Source organism: Kitasatospora sp. NPDC022856 (assembly GCF_055561235.1).
The window spans coordinates 260,916-279,258 of sequence record NZ_JBVHHE010000008.1; the positions used below are offsets into that span (position 1 = coordinate 260,916).

Below are 18,343 nucleotides of genomic sequence, written 5' to 3' on the forward strand. Positions count from 1 at the left end.
GACGGGCCACCGGGGCATCCGCCCCGGTGGCCCGCAGGGCTGTCGCGGCGTGGACGGGGCCGGCTGTCAAGGATTCGGAAGGGATTCCGGGGCAATTCTCATGTCCCCGTCGGGACATGTCGGCTATGCCGGTCTTCGTGGGTTCGCGGAACGGTGCTAAGTGGCCGGAGATCTTCCGGATATGGGCATTAGGTGTGATCATCGCCAAATTCAGGACGGAATCCGTGGCGATGGGGAAAGGCACCCGGCCGTCCTCCCGCCCTGGCGTGCGCCGGAGCGCGGCGCCGCGGCGGGGGAGACACAGGGAGCGCGGGAGCGCACGAAAGGGCACCGCGAAGCCGTGCGACGGGGCAGTGCGCGAGGGCAGCATGAGGGCGGTACGGGGGCAGCACGAGACGACCGGCGGCGAGCAACGGCGACGGCGGAGGAGGCGGGGTGCTGCGCGGGTGGCGGCCGGCGGGGTCGGCACGGGGCCACCGAGGGGGCGCGGTGCGCGAGTGCTGAGCCGGGTTCTCCGGCCGCCGGCACATCGCGTCGCGACGTTCGAGCGGGGTCCGTACTCCACCGGTGGGTCGGATCGTGACCGACGGTGACCGGAAGGCGGACCGGTCGGCTCAGGCGGGGCGTTCGGCCTGGGCCAGCGTGACGGCGAGGGAGCGCCAGACCTCGGAGGCGAGGTCGATGTTGGCCGCTTCCTGGGCCTGTTGGGCGAGTTGTTCGAGTTCCCGGATGGCGGCGTCGCGCTCACCGTTCAGGATGCGCAGCTGGCTGCGCAGCATGAGGTGCCGGACGCGGTCCCGAAAGGACAGGTGCTCGGGGTGGTCGCCGAGCCGTTCGCAGAGCTCCAGGGCGGCCGGGTGGTCGTCCTGGTGGAAGGCCAGGTGGGCCCGGAGGGTGAGGAACTCCTGCTGGTGGACCGGCAGGTTCAGCAGCTCGACGGCCGGGGCGGCCTCGCGGAGCCGGCGTTCGGCCTGGTCGGTGCGGCGCGGGTCCATCCGCAGGTAGAGCGAGGCGGCGGCGAGTCTCAGCCGCATCCAGAGCACGAGTTCCTCGTTGCCGGCGCCCAGCAGGTCCATGGCCTGTTCCAGCAGGGCGGCGGCCTCGGCGTGCCGGCCCTGGCGGATCCGGATGCTGCCGGCCGTCCAGAACGTCTCGGCGCGCAGGGTGACCGGGAGTTCGTGGACGAGCCGGAGCACCTGGTCGGTGTGGTCGAGGGCCTCGACCAGCCGGCCGGTCTCGGCCTCGACGGAGATCAGGACGAGCAGGGTGCGGGTCAGGTCGCTGCGGGAGAGCTGGTGCTCGGTGGCGAGTGCGTAGGCCTCGGTGGCCATCCGGTGGGCGGCGGGGACGTCGCCGGTGGTCCTCTGACATCGGGCGAGCTGGACCCTGGCTCTGACCTGTAGGTGCGGGTGTTCGATCTGGTCGCTCAGCTCGGTGAGCGACTGCAGGGTGCGCTGCTGGTCCTGGCGGGCGCCGCTCTTGCGCTGGTTCTCGGCCAGCATCCAGAGGGACTGCCAGCGCAGCGCGGGGTGGGTCGGGACGCCCTGCTGCACGGTGTCCAGCAGCATCCGGGTGGCGTCCTCGGCGTCGCTCCCGGAGACCACCATGGCGAGCGTCTCGGCGGTGCGGTCGGTCGGTTCGGCCTGGAACGACGAGAGCGGCAGGTCCAGCTTGTCGCAGAGGTAGGCCACCGCGCGGTCGGTCGGCGGGCGGCTGCCCGACTCCAGACGGGAGAGGTAGGCGGCGGACATGCCGGGCCCTGTCAGCTGGGCCTGCGAGATGCCTCGGTTCTGCCGGATCGTCCGTAGCCGGATGCCGAAGTAGGGCTGTGGCAGGGTTTGGAGGGACGTCTGGAGCATGGCGACGACACTGCCACAGCGCCACCGTCATTTGTCAAGCCCGCACCGGGGCCCCGGCAATTCTGTCAACCGGGGCCCGCGCGCAGTGGAATCAGGGCTGGTCGGAGCGGCTCACGGCCACTCGATGTCGCCCTCCTTGCCGTCCGGTACGACGATCGTGATGTCCTTTCCGGCCGTGGTGGCGGAGCCCGAGTGGGCCGTCAGGGCATGGATGCTCTGGGCGGCGCCGAATGCGAGGACCACCGCCAGTCCGGTGAGCGCGAGCGTGCGGCGGAGTGTGTTCATCGTGCTTTCCCTAGGGTTGTTCAGCAGTGAATCCTGGCGGCGGTACGGGCCGGCTTCCCCCCGATCACTCCGCAGCGGCAACGTAGCCCACCTGGGGTTATTTGACAAGCATCTGCCAAAGAGATTGACAAACTTGGCAAGCGATCGAAGGGTGCTGTCTTATGAGGCTGTAGCGGAGAAGGGGGTGGTGGCAGTGACGGGGGCTGTCACGTCCGAGGTCAACAGCGTGCCGATCGCGGAGTTGAGGCCGGCCGACTCGCCGCGGCTCGCGGGCGAGGACAGCGGACATGTCGAGACGCTTGCCCAGAGCGGGACGGCCTTCGACCCGATCCTGGTGCACCGGGCCACCCGGCGGGTGGTCGACGGCATGCACCGGTTGCGCGCCGCCGCCATGCGCGGCGAGCGCCAGATCAGGGTGCGGTACCTGGACGGGCCGGAGGAGGAGATCTTCATCCGCTCGGTGGAGGCCAACGTGGCGCACGGCCTCCCGCTGACCCTGGGGGACCGCCGGGCGGCGGCCACCCGGATCCTCGCCTCCCACCCGGGCTGGTCGGACCGGGCGATCGCCCGCACCACCGGGCTGTCGCCGAAGACCGTGGGGGCGATCCGGCGCCGGTCGAGCGAGGAAAATCCTCAGTCGAGCGCCCGGGTCGGCCAGGACGGGCGGATCCGTCCGGTGGATCCGGTCGAGGGGCGCCGGGCCGCGGTCGCGCTGCTGACCGAGCGGCCCGAGGCGACCCTGCGGGAGATCTCGCAGGCCGTCGGCATCTCGTCCAGCACCGCGCACGAGGTGCGCCGGCTGCTGCGGCAGGGCGAGGACCCGCTCCGGCTGGCCGGCCGGGTCCCGCGGCAGGACCGCCGCGCCCTCCCGGCCCGGACCGCCCAGCGGTCCCGGACCCCGGAGCCGGCCGACCGGTCGGGCATCCTGGAGCGGCTCGCCAAGGACCCGTCGCTGCGGTTCACCGAATCCGGCCGGCTGCTGCTGCGCTGGCTGGGCACCCACGACTTCGACGCGCGGACCGGTCAGGAACTGATCGCCGCCGTGCCGCCGCACTGCGCCGCCGCCGTGGCCGACCTGGCGAGCAGCTTCGCGCGCGAGTGGAGCCGCTTCGCCGAGGAGCTCGCCCAGCGCGCCGACGTCCCGGACGATGGCCGACCCAAGGCTTCTTGACGCTCGATCAGGGGCGTTGCGAGGATCGACGCGCTGCTGCCGTGAGTGCGACGAGAGCCCCCGGCGTGGTGGCTCTCCGCGCGTCCGTCCCGCCTTCTCCCGTGCCCGGCGCCCGCAGCGCGCCGGCACCGCCGGCCCCGGATCCCGGGCCGGCGCCCTGGCCGGCCGGACCGCGACCATCCCTGCTTCCGAACACCAAAGGAGACGGCCGTGGCGCCAGCCACCGAGTCCACTGTCGACATCGCCATCGTCGGAGCCGGCCCCGCGGGCCTGTACGGCGCCTACTACGCCGGCTTCCGCGGCCTGACCAGCGCGGTCATCGACGCGCTGGAGCAGCCGGGCGGCCAGGTCGCCGCGCTGTACCCCGAGAAGCGGCTGTACGACGTGGCCGGCCATGTCGCGGTCAAGGGGCGGGAGTTGGTCGACAACCTGCTGGAGCAGGCGGCGACCTTCGACCCCCGCTACCTGCTCGGGCAGACCGCCACCACCCTCACGCCGAACGGCGCCGGGTGGGAGATCACCACCGACGCGGGCAGCCGGGTCCTCGCCGGGGCGGTGGTGATCTCGGCCGGCATCGGCCGCGTGGTGCCCCGCACCCTGCCGTGCTCGCTGCCCTTCGAGGGCCGGGGCGTCGCCTACCACGTGCCCCGGCTGGAGGAGCACCGCGACCGGGACGTGGTGATCGTCGGCGGCGGCGACAGCGCGGTGGACTGGGCGCTGGCACTGGCCCCGATCGCCCGGTCGGTCACCGTCGTCCACCGGCGCGGCAGCTTCCGGGCCCACGAGCACAGCGTGAAGCAGCTGTACGCCGCCCCGGTCCGGGTCGTCACCGACGCCCAGGTCACCGCCTGCCACGGCGCGGACCGGCTGGAGGGCGTCACCGTCCGGGGGGCTGAGGGCGAACTGGAGCTGCCCGCCCAGGCGCTGGTCGCCGCGCTCGGCTTCTCCTCCCAGCTGGGCCCGATCGCCGACTGGGGCCTGAAGCTGGAGAACCGCCAGATCCTGGTCGACCCGGCGATGCGGACCAGCCTGCCGCAGGTCTACGCGGTCGGTGACGGCTGCACCTACGAGGGCCGGGTCCCGCTGATCTCGGTCGGGTTCGGCGAGGCCGCCACCGCCGTGAACCACGCGGCCGTGGCGCTGCGCCCCGGCGCCCAGCTGGCCCCGGAGCACTCCTCCGACTTCCCGCAGTCCGGTCCGGCCTGAGCCGACGACCGCCCCGACGCGCCCCGGCGCGTGCCGCCACACCGATGAGAGGAAGCCAATGATGACGACACCTCAGATTGATTCGGGCCAGTTCAGCGACGTGATCCCCGGAGTGGTCGACGGGACGGTCACGGCCACGCTCGACGCGGAGGGCAACGTCTCCCTCCACGTCCTGGTCGGCCGGCACGGCCGGAACTCCGAGCGGTGCGACCGCATCGAGTTCATCCTCACCGAGGAGAACGCCCGGCAGCTGGGCGAGATGCTGACCAACGCCACCGCCGCCCGGACCGGTCCGGTGCCCTGCTCGGTGGGCGTCCGGCTGAACTCCCCCTTCAGCGGGACCGAAGCGGACCTCGCCTCCGCCGGTCCGTCGGCGCGTTGAGCTACGCGCTGACGGCCTCCCAGGTCGTGCGGATGCTCGGCGAGTGGAGAGCGGCCGGCCCGGCCTACGCGGACCTCGCGGAGGCCTTCCAGGTGCTGATCTCCGACGGCCGGCTGCCGGCCGGCGCCCGGCTCCCGGCCGAGCGGACCTTCGCCGTCCAGTGCGGGCTCAGCCGCAACACCGTCACCGCCGCGTACCGGATCCTGCGTGAGCGGGGCTTCCTGGCGAGCGACCGCGGGGCGGGCTCGTTCGTCCGGCTGCCGGAGCCCGGCCGGCGGACGCGGGCCCCGTACTCGCTGGCGGCCCGCAGCGCCGGGTCGATCGACCTGGCGGTGGCCTCGCTGCCCGCGCCGGAGGCCGTCCTCGGCACCGCGACCCGGCTGGCCGCCGGTGACCTCGGCCGCTACTCCCACCTGCTCGGCTACGACGTGGCGGGGGTGGCCGACCTGCGCCGGACGATCGCCGAGGACTTCACCCGCCGGGGTGCGCCGACCGACCCCGGCCAGATCCTGGTGACGGCCGGCGCCGACCACGCGCTCGGCCTGCTCATCCGCCTGCTGTCGCGCCCGGGCGAGGCGGTGATGACCGACAGCCCGACGTACCCCAACGTGCTCGACCTGACCCGGGCGCTGGGCCGCCGGCTGCTGACCGTGGGCCTCGGCGCCGACGGCTGGAACACCGACGTCTGGAAGTCCGCGCTGCGCCAGGAGGCGCCGCGGCTGGCCTACCTGATGCCGGACTTCCACAACCCGACCGGCCTGGTGATGCCGGACTCCGCGCGGTCCGCGATCGTCGACGCCTCGCGCGGCTCCGGGACGTACCTGGTGGTGGACGAGGCGCTGCGCGAACTCGCGCTCGACGGCGGTGAGCTTCCGCCGCCGATGGCCGCCTGGTCGACGCCCGATCACGTCATCACCATCGGCACCATGAGCAAGACCTGCTGGGCCGGCCTGCGGGTCGGCTGGATCCGCGCCTCCAAGTCGGTGATCGCCCGGCTGATCGGGCTGCGCAACCTCGTCGACACCGGCAACTCGCTGCTCACCCAGCTCATCGCGCTGCGGGTGCTGGAGGCCGGCGCCGGCCTGCTGCGGGAGCGGCGGGAGCTGCTGCTGGAGCGCCGCCGGGTGCTGGTCGACCTGCTGGCGCGGGACTTCCCCGACTGGCGGTTCACGCTGCCGCACGGCGGGCTCTCGCTCTGGGTGGACCTCGGCGCCAGGCTGGGCTCGCCGCTGGCGCAGGCGGCGGGCCGGCGCGGGCTGGAGATCCTCTCCGGCGGCCGGTTCGGCGTGGACGGCACGCTGGAGAGCCATATCCGGATCCCCTTCGTCGCCGACGAGCGGACGCTGGTCGCGGGCTGCGAGCGCCTCGCGGAGGCCTGGCGGGAGGTCCAGCTGACCGGCCGGGGGAGCCGGCGGACGCAGGCGGCGGCCTGATGCCGGCGGGCCGGCGTCACGGGGCCAGCGCCAGCGGCGCCCCGCCCGCCGGCGCGGGTGCGACCGGCAGTTCGCGCATCCGCCGCAGCGGCGAGAGGAGGACCGGCAGGACGGCGAAGAGCTCGCCGATCACGCCGACCCACATCGCCTGGCGGACGCCGATGCTCTGGCCCAGCACCCCGCCGATCAGCGCGCCCAGCGGCATCGCTCCCCAGACCAGGAAGCGCACCGTCGCGGTCATCCGGCCCAGCAGCGGCTTCGGGCAGAGCTGCTGGCGGAACGCCACCCCGGTGATCTTGAAGGTCATGAAGACCACCCAGCCCAGCGCCTGGAGCGCCAGGGCGATCGCGAACCGCCAGTCGGCCTGGTACATCGGCAGCGCCAGCAGCCAGAGCACGGCGCTGGTGATCATCGCCGCGCACATCGCCGGCCCCTGGCCGAACCTGGTCACGATCCGCACCGTGACCAGGCTCCCGATCAGGCCGCCGACGGCCTCCGCGGTGAACACCAGGCCGCACAGGAACGGCGACAGGTGGAGCTCGCCGGCCAGCAGCACCAGCAGCATCGAGGCGCCGATGGTGCCGCACATGTTGGAGATCGCCGCGGTCAGCGTGATCGAGCGCAGCAGCCGGTCGCCGAAGACGAACCGCAGCCCCTCGCCGATCTCGGCCCGCAGGCTGGCGTCCGGGTGGATCTCGGGCCGCTCCTCGGGCCGCTTGATCCGGCCCACGAAGAGCGCCGAGAGGACGAAGCTCACCGCGTCGACCACGATCGCGACCGGTGCGGTCAGCGCGCCGACCAGCACCCCGCCCGCGCCCGGCCCGCCGACCTGGATGGTGCTGCGGCTGGCCTCGATCTTGACGTTGGCCTCCACCAGCTGGTCGTCCTCCACGAGGTGCGGCAGGTAGCTGCCGTGCGCCGCGTCGAAGAACGCGGTGCAGACCGACATCCCGAAGGCCACCCCGTACAGCTGGAGGAGCGTCAGGCAGTCCAGCCAGGAGGCGATCGGGACGGAGGCGAGCAGGGCGGCCCGGCCGAGGTCGCCGACGACCATCACCCGGCGCCGGCGCACCCGGTCCACCCAGGCGCCGGCCGGCAGGCCGATGAGCAGGAAGGCCAGGTACTCGAAGGTCACCAGCAGGCCCGCCTGGAAGGGCGTGGCCTTCAGCGTGCCGATCGCGACGAGTGGCAGGGCGATGAGCGTGACGGCGGTGCCCGCCTGGCTCACCGAGTCGGCCGCCCAGAACCGACGGAAGTCGGTATGGCGGAGGAGACTGGTGCGAGGCGGCGTCATGGCGGCCAACACCACCACCCTGGAGCCGGAACGGCCATTGTTTTAGTCTGGGCGAAAACCTCGCAGGGGCGGGCGGAGGACGAGGCCATGGGTGAACTGCGGTTCGGCGTGCACGACATCGTCAACATCAGGTTCGCGATCTCGCCGCTCTGGGAGACGGTCGCCAGCCTCCGGGCGGTCGCCGACCCGGGCCGGCACGTGGTCCATCTGCCGTGGATCAGAAGGGCGCTGGCGCTGCGGCAGGACCGCTCGCTGGTCGTTCGCACGGCGGCGCTCTCCGCCTTGCTGCCGAGGCGCGACCACGGGCCGGCCTTCCTGACCCCGTCGCCGCGCTGCCCGCTGGCCGAGATCGAGGAGGAGCTGGCGATCATGCTGGCCACCCCCGCGGAGGAGGTCCGGGCCGGCCTCGACCCGGCCTGCCCGGGCCGGCCCACCCCGCCGTTCGAGCGGCTGCTGGCCGAGGACCCGGAGCGGGCCCTGCCCGAGCTGGCCGAGGCCGTGCACGCCTGGTGGCTGGCGGCGGTGAAGCCGCACTGGCCGCGGATCCGCGCCGTCCTGGAGGCGGACATCGCCCACCGCACCCGCCAGCTCGCCGAGGACGGCATCCAGCAGGTGCTGGGCGGCCTCCACCCGAGCCTGCACTGGGTCGGCGACCGCCTGGTCTCGCCGGACCTCCCGGCCGCCGGGCTCGACCTCGGAGGCGCGGGCATCACCCTCACCCCCAGCGCCTTCGCGGGCCGCTGCCACCTGCTGACCGCCCGTCGGACCACCCCGCCCGGCGCGGTCTACCCCTCCCGGGCGCTCGGGGTGCTCTGGGAGCGCCGGGAGAGCGCCGGCGACGGTCTGGCCCGGCTGCTCGGCCGCAGCCGGGCCCAGCTGCTGGCCTGCACCGCCTCGCCGGCCACCACCACCCAGCTGGCCGCCCGTACCGGGCTCAGCCTGGGCGCGGTCTCCCAGCACCTCGCGGTGCTGCGCGACGCCGGACTGGTCACCAGCCACCGGTACCGGCGCGAGGTGAATTACACGGTCAGTGACCTGGGGACGGCCCTCTTGCAGCAGGCGTAGTTCCGGGCGGTATCGCGTTGACAGACCGACCGGCCGCGCAGCATGCTCCTCTGGTGTCCCAATCGAGCCCGGCGCCCAAAAAGAGCCTGATTTCCCACCACGATTTCCGGCAACTCTGGGCCGGCCAGTCCATCAGCCAGATCGGCTCGGCGGTCACGCTGCTGGCCCTGCCGTATCTGGCGATCAAAGAGCTGGACGCCACGCCTTTCCAGGTGACACTGCTCACGATGTTCCAGTACCTCGCATTCCTGCTGCTCGGCCTTCCGGCCGGCGCCTGGGTCGACCGAATGCGGCACCGCCGGGTGATGATCGTGGGCGATGTGGGCCGCGCGATTCTGCTCGGCTCCATTCCGGTCGCCCACGCCTTCGACGCGCTCACGCTGACGCAGCTCTACGCCGTCACGTTCGGCACCTCGGTGCTCACCCTCTTCTTCGACGTGGCCTACCAGAGCGTGCTGCCGTCGCTGGTGGCCGACGAGCAGCTGGTCGAGGGGAACGCCAAGCTCGAAGCGACCCGCAAGGTGGCCGAGGTCGGCGGGCCCGGGCTGGCCGGCGCGGTCATCAACGTGCTCAGCGCGCCGCTGGCCATCGCGATCAACTCGGTCAGCTTCCTGGGCTCCGCGTTCTTCCTGACCAGGATCCGCCGGCCCGAGCGGCGCGCCGAGCCCCGCCCGGACAGCAACCTGCGCAAGGAGATGGGCGAGGGCCTGCGCTTCGTGCTCGGCCACCCGATCCTGCGGCCGATCGCCGCCACCGCGACGATCTCCAACCTGTGGGGCACCATCGGCATCTCGCTGCTGGTCGTCCTGCTGGCGGACACCCTGCACCTGTCGGCGCTGCTGGTCGGCCTGGTGTTCAGCGCCGCGGCGGCGGGCGGCATCGCCGGCGCGGTCCTGGCGGAGCGGGTGGTCGCCCGGCTGGGCCAGGGGCCGGCCATCTGGATCTGCATGGTGGCCAGCACGGTCTGCTGGTTCCTCGCCCTCCCGCTGTACCAGGACGACTGGCGGCTCGCCCTCGGCATCGTGCTGCACGGCCTGGGCTGGATCCCGTTCATCATCTACAACGTCACCCAGGTCAGCTTCCGGCAGCGGGTGACGCCCAAGCACCTGATGGCCCGGATGAACGCCACGATCCGCTTCATGGTCTGGGGCGTGGTGCCGATCGGCGCCCTGCTGGCCGGTGTGCTGGCCGAGGAGTACGGAGTCCGGGCGGCGATGTGGGTGGGCGTGGTCGGCGAGCTCTTCGCCGTCCTGCCGGTGGTGGTCTCGCCGCTGCGCTCGATGCGGGAGCTTCCGACGGCGCCGGAGGACGAGCCCGCGGCGGCCCCCGCCACCGTCTGACCTCCGCTTTCCCCGCATTCCCCGGCCGGATGATCTCCGGCCGGGCCGCGGCGGCCCCGCGCCATTCGCGCACGGTTTCTCCGGACGCCGCCCGATTTCTCCCGCGGGTGGTTTCTCCGGACCCCCGGTAATTTCCCGGCCGGTGGCCGGCTCGATCCGTCGAGCCGGCCACCGGCCTTTTCGCGTCCTGGCACCCGGCGGGGCCATGGTGCCAAGCATGGCGAATTGGCACTGTCCGACCACCGCGCCGGTTGCTAGCGTCCTTATCGACGGGGAATGCGCCATTGAGCCGCACATTCGGAGCAGTATGTGGCGTCTCCCTGGCATGGCAGCGCATTGGTACTAGGAGGAAAACAAGTGGCAGCGGAAACCCTGGACCGCGAGAAGCTCGAAAACCTCGCGGCCGAGCTGATCGAGAAGCAGTTCCAGCGCGTCCCCAAGATGCGCGAGCTGCACACCGGCGAGTGGACGGACCGGGACTTCTACATCCGTCACATCACCGAGACCGTGCTTCGCATCCGGCTGAACAACGAGGTCGACACCTACGCCCTCTTCAAGGTCGGTTCGAAGGACGACACCCTCGCCGCCCACCTCGCCAAGTACCTGGCGGAGGAGTTCGGCCACGAGAGCATGTTCACCCGTGACCTCTTCAAGTTCGGCCTCACCCAGGAGGACATCGACGCCACCGATGTCTTCCCGTCGACCAAGAAGCTGATGGGTTACCTGCGTCTTGAGGCCGACTCGCGCGGCCCGGCGCCCACGACGGTCTGGGACTGGCTGGTCGAGTGGTACTCCGACCGCTACAACCCGATCATCACGAACAAGGCCGCCGAGGACTTCGGCCGCGAGTTCGTCGCGGGCACCGCGACCCACATCGAGTTCGACGAGTCGCACGACCACGACGAGCTGATGTTCCGTACGGTCGCCCGCGCGGTCGAGGTGTTCGGCACCCCGAAGCAGGCGTACCAGGACCTCACGACCTTCGTGGAGCTCATCGGCGACTACTTCGCCGAGCTCTACGAGCTGACCGTGGGCAGCAAGCAGCCCGCCGGGGTCTGAGTGAGAACGGCACGGGCGCGGCCTCCCGCCGCGCCCGTGCCGGCCGCCCCTGATCATGTCGCGCACCCGTCCGTGAGGGTTGAACACTGATGTCTGAACAACTGCCCGCCTCGCGCGGGCGCGTCCTGATCGTCGAGCCGAGTTCGTCAGGGGTCGCCCTGCTCGCGGAGGCGCACGCGCTCGGTTTCGAGACCGTCGTGGCGTCGGCGGACGTCGACGACCGGCGCCTCCCGGACGCGGCCCGCACCCACGTCGACCGCCTGGTCGTGGTGGACACCAACGACGAGCAGGCGCTGGCCGAGGTCGCCGCCGCGCTCCACGCCGAGCGCCCGCTGGCGGGCATCGTGCCGGGCTTCGAGTTCTACGTGGACACCGTGGCGCGGCTGGCGCCGGCCCTGGGCCTGCCCGGCCTGCGGGCCGACACCGCGCGCGGGCTGCGCAACAAGGCCACCATGCGCCGCCTGGTCGAGGCGGCCGGGCTGCGGGTGCCCCGGCACGCCGAGGCCACCGACGAGCGGGAACTGCTCGCCGCCGCGGCCCACGTCGGCTACCCGGCGGTCCTCAAGCCCACCGAGTCCGCGGGCAGCATCCACGTCAGCCGCGTCGACTCGCCCGAGCAGCTCCTCGCCGCCTTCCGCAGCCTGCGCGCCGACCACCGCACCGACCTCGGCCGGGTGCTGGACGGCCCGGTGCTGCTGGAGGAGTACCTGGACGGACCCGAGGTCAGCGTCGAGGGGTACGTCGAGAACGGCCGCGCCGTCGTCCTGGCGGTCACCACCAAGATGCTCGGCCCGGAGCCCTACTTCGTGGAGCTCGGCCAGATCATGCCGCACCCGGCGGCCCCGGAGGCCCGGGCGGCCATCGACGCGTACGTCGCCGGCGTCTGCGAGGCGCTCGGCGTGACCCGGGGACCGTTCCACTGCGAGCTGCGGCTGCCGGCGGGGGAGCCGGTCCTGATCGAGCTCGGCGCCCGGCTGGCCGGCCACCGCATCCCGAACCTGGTGGAGGCCGTCACCGGGATCTCCCAGGTGCGGATCATGCTCGCCGGCTACACCGGTCTGACCGCCGAGGAGGTGGGTGCCGAGTCGGCGCCGACCGCCAAGTACGTGGGCATCGCCTGCTTCACCGCCTACGGGCTGACGCGGTACCAGCACATCGAGGGGCTGGACGAGTTGCGCGACCACCCGGACACCCTGGAGGTGAAGCTCTACGTCCGGCCGGGGGAGCCGATCCCGCCGGCCGAGGACTTCCGCTGCTTCCTCGGCCATGTGGTCTACAAGGCCGAGTCGTACGAGGACGCCGCGACGCGCTGGCACGCCGTCCGGGACGAGGTGCGCTTTGTCTAGTCGAGAGATCCCCCAGTACCTGGTCGTCAACCGCTTCGACGACGAGTTCGGCGAGTACCACCGGTTCGTCGAGCCGGGCAGCTGCCGGCTGGCGTACATCACGCTGCCGTGCGGCCTGCCGATCCTGGACGAGGAGAGCGCCCTCGACCTCGTCGTGGTCGACGACCTGGAGATCGGGACGCTGCTGCCGATCGCCCGCCGCCTCGCCGAGCTGCACGGCGGCTTCGACGCGATCGTGGGCCCCTCGGAGTACGACGTGCTCTCCACCGCGCAGCTGCGGGAGGAGCTCGGAGTCCCGGGCTGGCGGCCGGAGTTCGTGACGGCCTTCCGCGACAAGGCCCGGATGAAGGACCTCGTCGGCGGCGCGGGCCTGCGGGTGCCGCGGTTCTGCCGGCTGGACGCGGGCAGCACCGCCGCCGGGATCGCCGCCGAGGTCGGGCTGCCGCTGGTCCTCAAGCCCCGGGCCGGCTGGTCGGCGCGCGGTGTGGTGCTGGTCCGCGACGAGGCCGAGCTGGCCGCGCTGCTGGTCGAGCAGGGCGCGGAGCTCGAAGGCTTCGAGTGCGAGGAGTACGTCGAGGGCGCGATCCTGCACGTGGACGGGATCCGCCGGGACGGCAAGTTCCACTTCGTCAGCGCGTCGGAGTACATCAACACCTGCCTGGACTTCCTGACCGGCACGCCGCTCGGGTCGGTCCTGCTCGACCCCGGCGCCCGGCTGGACCGGGTCACCGAGTTCACCGGCGGCTGCCTGGACGCGCTGGACCTCGTCGACGGCCCCTTCCACCTGGAGCTCTTCGACACGCCCGGCGGCGAGCTGGTCTTCCTGGAGGTCGGTCTGCGCCCGGGCGGCGCGGAGGTGCCCTTCGTGCACCGCGACCTGTTCGGCATCGACCTGTTCGCCGAGGCGTTCCGGGCCACCATCGGCCTGCCGCCCGCGGTGCCCGCCGAGGCGCTGCCCGACGGGGTGGCCGGCGGCTGGGTCAGCATCCCCGAACCGCGGCCGTACCCCAGCACGGTGGTGTCCCGCAGCTCGCTGCTGGGCACGGTCGACGAGGTGTACGCGGAGGTCGTCCCCGACGTCGGCACCGTCTTCGACGGCAGCGGCGGGTACGAGCACATCGGCGGCCGGTTCCGGCTGCGCGGCACCGACCACGCCGCCGTGCGGCGCGCGGCGCTCGCCGTGATGGACCGCTACCGGCTGGTGGTCGAGCACGAGGGGCCGGACGCCCGATGACCTCTGCTCTCACCAGTCCGGTCGGGATCCTGATCGCCCGGGGCGGGCCGGACATCGACGAGGTGAAGATCCGCCGGGCCGGCCCCGCGCACCTGGCGGCGGTCCGCGAGCTGACCGGGGCGGCGGGCGCCGCCCTGCCGGTCCGGCCGGAGGCGTTCCACGCCGAGCGGATCGAGGAGTTCTGCCTGGTCGAGCAGCTCGGCACGGTGATCGCCTGCGTCGGCGTCCACCGCACCGACGAGGGCGCCGAGCTGTACGACCTGGCGGTGGCGCCGGACCGGCGGGGCATCGGCCTCGGCCGGCTCCTGGTCGCCGCCGTGCTGCTGATGCTCAGCGGCGAGCCGGTGGCGGAGGTCCGGGTGGAGCCGGGGGAGGCCCGGGAATGGTTCACCGGGCTCGGCTTCACCGAGCTGTCGCCGACCGTGCTGCGCCGGGACACCGCCGGCGGCTACGACGCGCTGGAGACCCTGGGCCGGATCGCCGACCTCCAGATCGAGTTCCAGCGCTCGGGCCGGACGCTGCGCTGGGAGCCGTCCTCCACCGCGCTGCTGATGTTCGCGCAGCGCGGCGGGCTGAAGCCCGAGTCGCTCTGCTGGGCCGGGGTCTGCGGGACGTGTGCCGTCCGGATCAAGCGCGGCACCGTCAGCTACAACACCGACCCGGGCGTCGACCCCGAGGACGACGAGGTGCTGCTCTGCATCACCCGGCCGGTCACCGACCTGGTGCTCGACCTCTGAGCGGACCGTGACCGGCACGGGGGCGGCCGCGGACAGGGGCGCCGGCACCGGGGGTGCCGGCGCCCGTGGGCGGCCGTGCGGGACGCGAGTACGGAAGCGAGTACGGAGAACGTGATGACGGAGAACAGACGATGACCAACCGCGTGACCGAGGCGTACAACGCCGCCTGCAAGATCCCGGGCAACGGCCTGGTCGACGTCATGCGGACGCTGGCGGCGAACCCGGCGATCCCGACCTGGAAGCGCCCCTACCCGCCGCGGCCCAACTTCGTCGAGGAGCGCGAGATCCGCGCGTTCGCCGACGACCTGATGGCGCTGCTGGGCATGCTCACCACGCTGCCCGACCGGCTCTTCGACGGTGACCTGGACCGCTTCCTCGACGCCGTCGGCGTGCACGGCGCCCGCGCCGAGCTGATGCGCCGCCACGCGCACCAGACCCCGGTGGTCTTCGGCCGCGCCGACGTCTACCACGACGGCGACGCGTTCAAGCTGCTGGAGTTCGGCATCGGCAGCGACCTCGGCGGCTGGGACTGGGCCGGCGAGGTGCCGCGCGGCCTGCTGGAGATCGACGCCTTCGCGGCCTTCGCGAAGGAGCACGGCCTCGGTTACGTGCACACCGGCCGCGAGACGGTGCGCACCATCAAGGAGGCCGCCAAGGCCGTCGCGGGCGACCGCGAGCCGGTCGTCGCGATCATCGAGGGCCCGGGCGGCCTGGACACCTTCGGCGCGGCCACCTGGTACAACGTGCACCGCGTGATGCGCGGCCTGGGCCTGGACCTCCACCTCGGCGAGCTCGACGACCTCCAGGTGAAGGACGGCCGGCTGGTGCTGGACGGCCACGTCATCGACGTGGTGTGGCGGGCCTTCGACACCGACCAGCTGCTGGAGGACCCGGCGTTCGTCGAGCTGGCGGAGCCGGTCTTCCGGGCCCACGAGGCGGGCACGGTGCTGCTCTGGCACACCCTGCAGAGCAACCTCTTCGGCGAGAAGGGCTGCATGGCGCTGCTCTCCGACCCGCACTACGCGAGCGGCTTCACGGCCGCCGAGCGGCAGGTCATCGACCGCGCGCTGCCCTGGACGAGGTCCCTCCAGCGCGCCGAGGACCTGCTGGTCCCCGGCCGGCTGGACGACCTGATGGCCCGCCGCGACACCCTGATCCTCAAGCCCAACAACCTCTTCGGCGGGCACGGCGTCGTCGCCGGCTGGGAGACGGCCGAGGACGCCTGGCGCACGGCCCTCACCGAGGGCGCGGCCGCGGGCTGCGTGGTGCAGGAGCGGGTCGTCCCGCGCACCGAGTCCATGGTCGACCCGGCCACCGGCGAGGAGCGGCCCTGGCAGACCCTCTGGGGCGTCTTCTACCAGCCGGACGGCTACGCCGGTGCCCAGGCCCGGGTCGTCCCGGCCGGTTCCACCGAGGTCATCGGGCACCGCTCCATCGACCAGGTCCACACCGGCTCGGTGCTGACGTACTGAGCCGTCCGCGCCGAACCGCCGTACAGAATCAGGATGGGTGAAGTGAGAACGTCGGAAGACCACGGAATGTCACACGTCATCGTGATGAACCGTTGGAAGGACACCTACGCCGACTACGCGGCCTACCTCGACCACACGCGGTGTGCCGTCACGTACATCACCAGCCCGCTCGGGCGCGGGGCCGTCCCCGAGGGCGCGGCGGAGGTCGTGACCCTGGACGACATCCAGGACCTCGCGCAGCTGCGGGCCGCCGTCCTCGGCCTCGCCGAACGCCACGGCACGCCGGACCGCCTCATCACGCTGAAGGAGGAGGACCTGGAGAACGCCTCCGTCGTCCGGGCCGAGCTCGGGCTCCCGGGGATGCGGCTCGACGAGGTCCTCGCGTTCCGCGACAAGGTCGTCATGGGCGAGCGGATCGCCGCCGCCGGCCTGCCGATCCCGGCCTTCGCCGCGGTCTCCGCGGCCGAGGACATCACCGCCTTCGCCGCCGAGCACGGCTGGGACCTCGTGGTGAAGCCGCGCGACGGCAGCGGCAGCGCCGGCGTCGTGGTGGTCTCCGGCCCGGAGGACCTCGACCGGATCGAGTTCGGCCGCTGGAAGCTCATGGCGCAGGTGCGCAACCCGCACCCGATCTGCCACGTCGACGGCGTGTTCGACGGCGAGCGGCTGCTGGTCTGGCGCGGCTCGCGCTACGTCAACACCTGCCTGGACTTCGCCCAGGGCACCTTCTACGGCTCGATCGAGGAGGCCGATCCGGAGCTGCACCGGATCATCGGCGAGGCCACCGAGCGGTACATGCGCGCCCTCACCGACCGGGCCACCCCGTTCCACCTGGAGCTGTTCCTGGAGGAGACCGGGACCGGGGCCACCTGCTCCTTCCTGGAGACCGGTGCCCGGGTCGGCGGCGCGGAGACGCCGTTCCTCTGGCGCGAGGTGCACGGGTACGACCTGATGAAGGCGGCGTTCCACCTCCAGCTCGGGGTGCCGCTGGAGGAGGGCCCCGACTGGGACACCCAGGACGTCGCCGGCTTCCTGGTGGTGCCGGCGCCCGCGCCCCGGCCGTGCCGCTTCACCCACATCACCTCGATGGTCGGGCGGACGCCGGGTCCGTACGCCGAGTCGCTGGCCAAGGTGGGCGACGTCCTGCCGGTCGCACACGGCTACGAGCACGTCGGCGGCCGCTTCCGGTTCCGCGGCGCCACCGCCGAGGACGTCCTGGAGTCGATCACCGAGACCTTCAAGGGCTACACCGTCTCGGCGGAGACCGTGGAAGCCGCCGCGGTGTGACGCCGGCTCGGGAACCCGGTGTCCCGGATCTCCGGCCGCCGCGGCCCGTACATCTCGCGACGGCCTGTCAGGAGGCCCGCGACGTGCGTACGGTGACCGTGGCGGACGGCCGTGGGCCACCCCCCACGGCCGGATCCGAGACCCGAGACCTGCGCCGAGTACCCGCGGAAGGACCACCACCTCATGCCCCCAGCGACCACCACGACGGGCCGTGCCCGGAAGGCACTTCCGGGCACCTACGGCGCCGCCGCCCTCGCCGTCGGCGCGATGATCTGCGTCCAGTCCGGTGCCGCGGTGTCGACCTGGATGTTCCCGACGGCGGGGCCGCTCGGCACCGCCTCGCTGCGGCTCGCCTTCGCGGCCGCGATCATGCTGATCTGGGCCAGGCCCCGGCTGCGCGGGCGCAGCCGGCAGGACCTCCTGCTCGCCGCCGCGCTCGGCGCGGTCAGCGCGCTGATGACGATCTCCTACTTCGTGGCCATCTCCCGGATCCCGCTCGGGGTCTCCAGCGCGCTGGAGTTCCTCGGGCCGCTCGCCGTCGCCGTGGCCGGCCTGCGCCGGCGGATCGACGTGATCTGGCCGCTGCTCGCGGTCTGCGGCGTGCTGGCGCTGACCCAGCCGTGGAACGGCTCGGTCGACCTCGTGGGGCTCGCCTTCGGGGCCCTGTCCGGGGCGGCGCTCGGCGGCTACGTGATCTTCACCCAGCGCGTCGGCGACCGGTTCTCCGGCGTCGACGGGGTGGCCATCTCGCTGTCGGTGGCGGCCCTGTGCGCCGCGCCCTTCGGGCTGGTGCAGGCCGTGCCGGTGCTCACCCCGGGCATCGTGGCCGGGGCGGCCGGGGCCGCGGTGCTGCTGCCGGTCCTGCCGTACGTCCTGGAGATGCTGGCGCTGCGCAAGCTCACCACGGCCGCGTTCGGGACGCTGCTGAGCTTCGAGCCGGGCTTCGCCACGCTGATCGGCTTCGTGCTGCTGCACCAGACCATGAGCCTGCTCCAGCTCGCCGGCGTCGTCTGCGTGGTCGCGGCCAGCCTCGGCGCCGTGCGCCGCGGCGAGCGCACCCCGGAGGCGCCCGCCGGCCCCGGATCCGACGCGGCCGTCCCCGCGCCGGAGAAGGCCGCCACCGGCTGACCGGCCGGTAACCCGCCACCGTCCGCCCCGGAGCACCCGCCCCGG

At 72.9% G+C, this 18,343-nt stretch carries 16 protein-coding genes; 13 read left to right on the forward strand and 3 right to left on the reverse strand.

Annotated elements, in window-relative coordinates; all coding sequences use genetic code 11:
• Window positions 1-614 precede the first annotated feature (614 nt).
• Both ACZ34W_RS12870 and ACZ34W_RS12875 read right to left on the reverse strand, forming a co-directional pair.
• Window positions 615-1,859, reverse strand: a complete 1,245-nt coding sequence (locus tag ACZ34W_RS12870; RefSeq protein WP_465603616.1) for a helix-turn-helix domain-containing protein — start codon at window positions 1,857-1,859, stop codon at window positions 615-617.
• A gap of 111 nt (window positions 1,860-1,970) precedes the next feature.
• On the reverse strand, window positions 1,971-2,144 hold the full coding sequence (locus ACZ34W_RS12875) for a hypothetical protein (RefSeq protein ID WP_329488283.1): 174 nt from the start codon (window positions 2,142-2,144) through the stop codon (window positions 1,971-1,973).
• A gap of 193 nt (window positions 2,145-2,337) precedes the next feature.
• Here ACZ34W_RS12875 and ACZ34W_RS12880 point away from each other — a divergent pair, with 193 nt between their 5' ends.
• From ACZ34W_RS12880 to yczR, 4 genes are all read left to right on the forward strand, one after another.
• A complete protein-coding gene (locus ACZ34W_RS12880) occupies window positions 2,338-3,315 on the forward strand; it encodes a ParB/RepB/Spo0J family partition protein (protein ID WP_329488282.1) in 978 nt (325 codons plus the stop codon).
• Between the two features lie 210 nt (window positions 3,316-3,525).
• A complete protein-coding gene (locus tag ACZ34W_RS12885) occupies window positions 3,526-4,521 on the forward strand; it encodes an NAD(P)/FAD-dependent oxidoreductase (RefSeq protein WP_329488281.1) in 996 nt (331 codons plus the stop codon).
• A gap of 61 nt (window positions 4,522-4,582) precedes the next feature.
• Window positions 4,583-4,903, forward strand: a complete 321-nt coding sequence (locus ACZ34W_RS12890; RefSeq protein WP_329488280.1) for a hypothetical protein — start codon at window positions 4,583-4,585, stop codon at window positions 4,901-4,903.
• The gene (yczR, locus tag ACZ34W_RS12895) at window positions 4,900-6,336 is read left to right on the forward strand and encodes a MocR-like transcription factor YczR (RefSeq protein ID WP_359805105.1); all 1,437 of its coding nucleotides are present in this window, start codon (window positions 4,900-4,902) and stop codon (window positions 6,334-6,336) included. The genes ACZ34W_RS12890 and yczR overlap by 4 nt, the downstream gene beginning before the upstream one ends.
• Before the next feature lie 16 nt (window positions 6,337-6,352).
• On the opposite strand, the gene ACZ34W_RS12900 is transcribed toward yczR, so the two are convergent.
• Entirely contained in the window at window positions 6,353-7,630 is a 1,278-nt protein-coding gene (locus ACZ34W_RS12900; protein WP_329488278.1) for an MFS transporter, read from the reverse strand.
• Window positions 7,631-7,717: 87 nt separating this feature from the next.
• On the opposite strand from ACZ34W_RS12900, the gene ACZ34W_RS12905 reads away from it, so the two are divergent.
• From ACZ34W_RS12905 to ACZ34W_RS12945, 9 genes are all read left to right on the forward strand, one after another.
• Entirely contained in the window at window positions 7,718-8,695 is a 978-nt protein-coding gene (locus ACZ34W_RS12905; RefSeq protein ID WP_329488277.1) for an ArsR/SmtB family transcription factor, read from the forward strand.
• A gap of 53 nt (window positions 8,696-8,748) precedes the next feature.
• Window positions 8,749-10,035: an MFS transporter gene (locus ACZ34W_RS12910; protein WP_329488276.1), complete on the forward strand. Its 1,287-nt coding sequence runs from the start codon at window positions 8,749-8,751 to the stop codon at window positions 10,033-10,035.
• A gap of 357 nt (window positions 10,036-10,392) precedes the next feature.
• On the forward strand, window positions 10,393-11,094 hold the full coding sequence (locus ACZ34W_RS12915) for a hypothetical protein (protein WP_329488275.1): 702 nt from the start codon (window positions 10,393-10,395) through the stop codon (window positions 11,092-11,094).
• An 89-nt stretch (window positions 11,095-11,183) separates the two neighbouring features.
• On the forward strand, window positions 11,184-12,440 hold the full coding sequence (locus ACZ34W_RS12920) for an ATP-grasp domain-containing protein (protein WP_352286220.1): 1,257 nt from the start codon (window positions 11,184-11,186) through the stop codon (window positions 12,438-12,440).
• Window positions 12,433-13,674: an ATP-grasp domain-containing protein gene (locus ACZ34W_RS12925; RefSeq protein WP_465603621.1), complete on the forward strand. Its 1,242-nt coding sequence runs from the start codon at window positions 12,433-12,435 to the stop codon at window positions 13,672-13,674. The genes ACZ34W_RS12920 and ACZ34W_RS12925 overlap by 8 nt, the downstream gene beginning before the upstream one ends.
• Complete coding sequence (locus tag ACZ34W_RS12930; protein ID WP_329488271.1) at window positions 13,671-14,411, forward strand: GNAT family N-acetyltransferase; 741 nt, start codon at window positions 13,671-13,673, stop codon at window positions 14,409-14,411. The genes ACZ34W_RS12925 and ACZ34W_RS12930 overlap by 4 nt, the downstream gene beginning before the upstream one ends.
• Before the next feature lie 131 nt (window positions 14,412-14,542).
• Entirely contained in the window at window positions 14,543-15,883 is a 1,341-nt protein-coding gene (locus ACZ34W_RS12935; RefSeq protein WP_329488269.1) for a hypothetical protein, read from the forward strand.
• A 66-nt stretch (window positions 15,884-15,949) separates the two neighbouring features.
• Window positions 15,950-17,170, forward strand: coding sequence for an ATP-grasp domain-containing protein (locus tag ACZ34W_RS12940; protein WP_329488268.1), 1,221 nt, complete (start codon window positions 15,950-15,952; stop codon window positions 17,168-17,170).
• Between the two features lie 183 nt (window positions 17,171-17,353).
• A complete protein-coding gene (locus ACZ34W_RS12945) occupies window positions 17,354-18,298 on the forward strand; it encodes an EamA family transporter (RefSeq protein ID WP_465603624.1) in 945 nt (314 codons plus the stop codon).
• The last annotated feature ends 45 nt before the right edge of the window (window positions 18,299-18,343 follow it).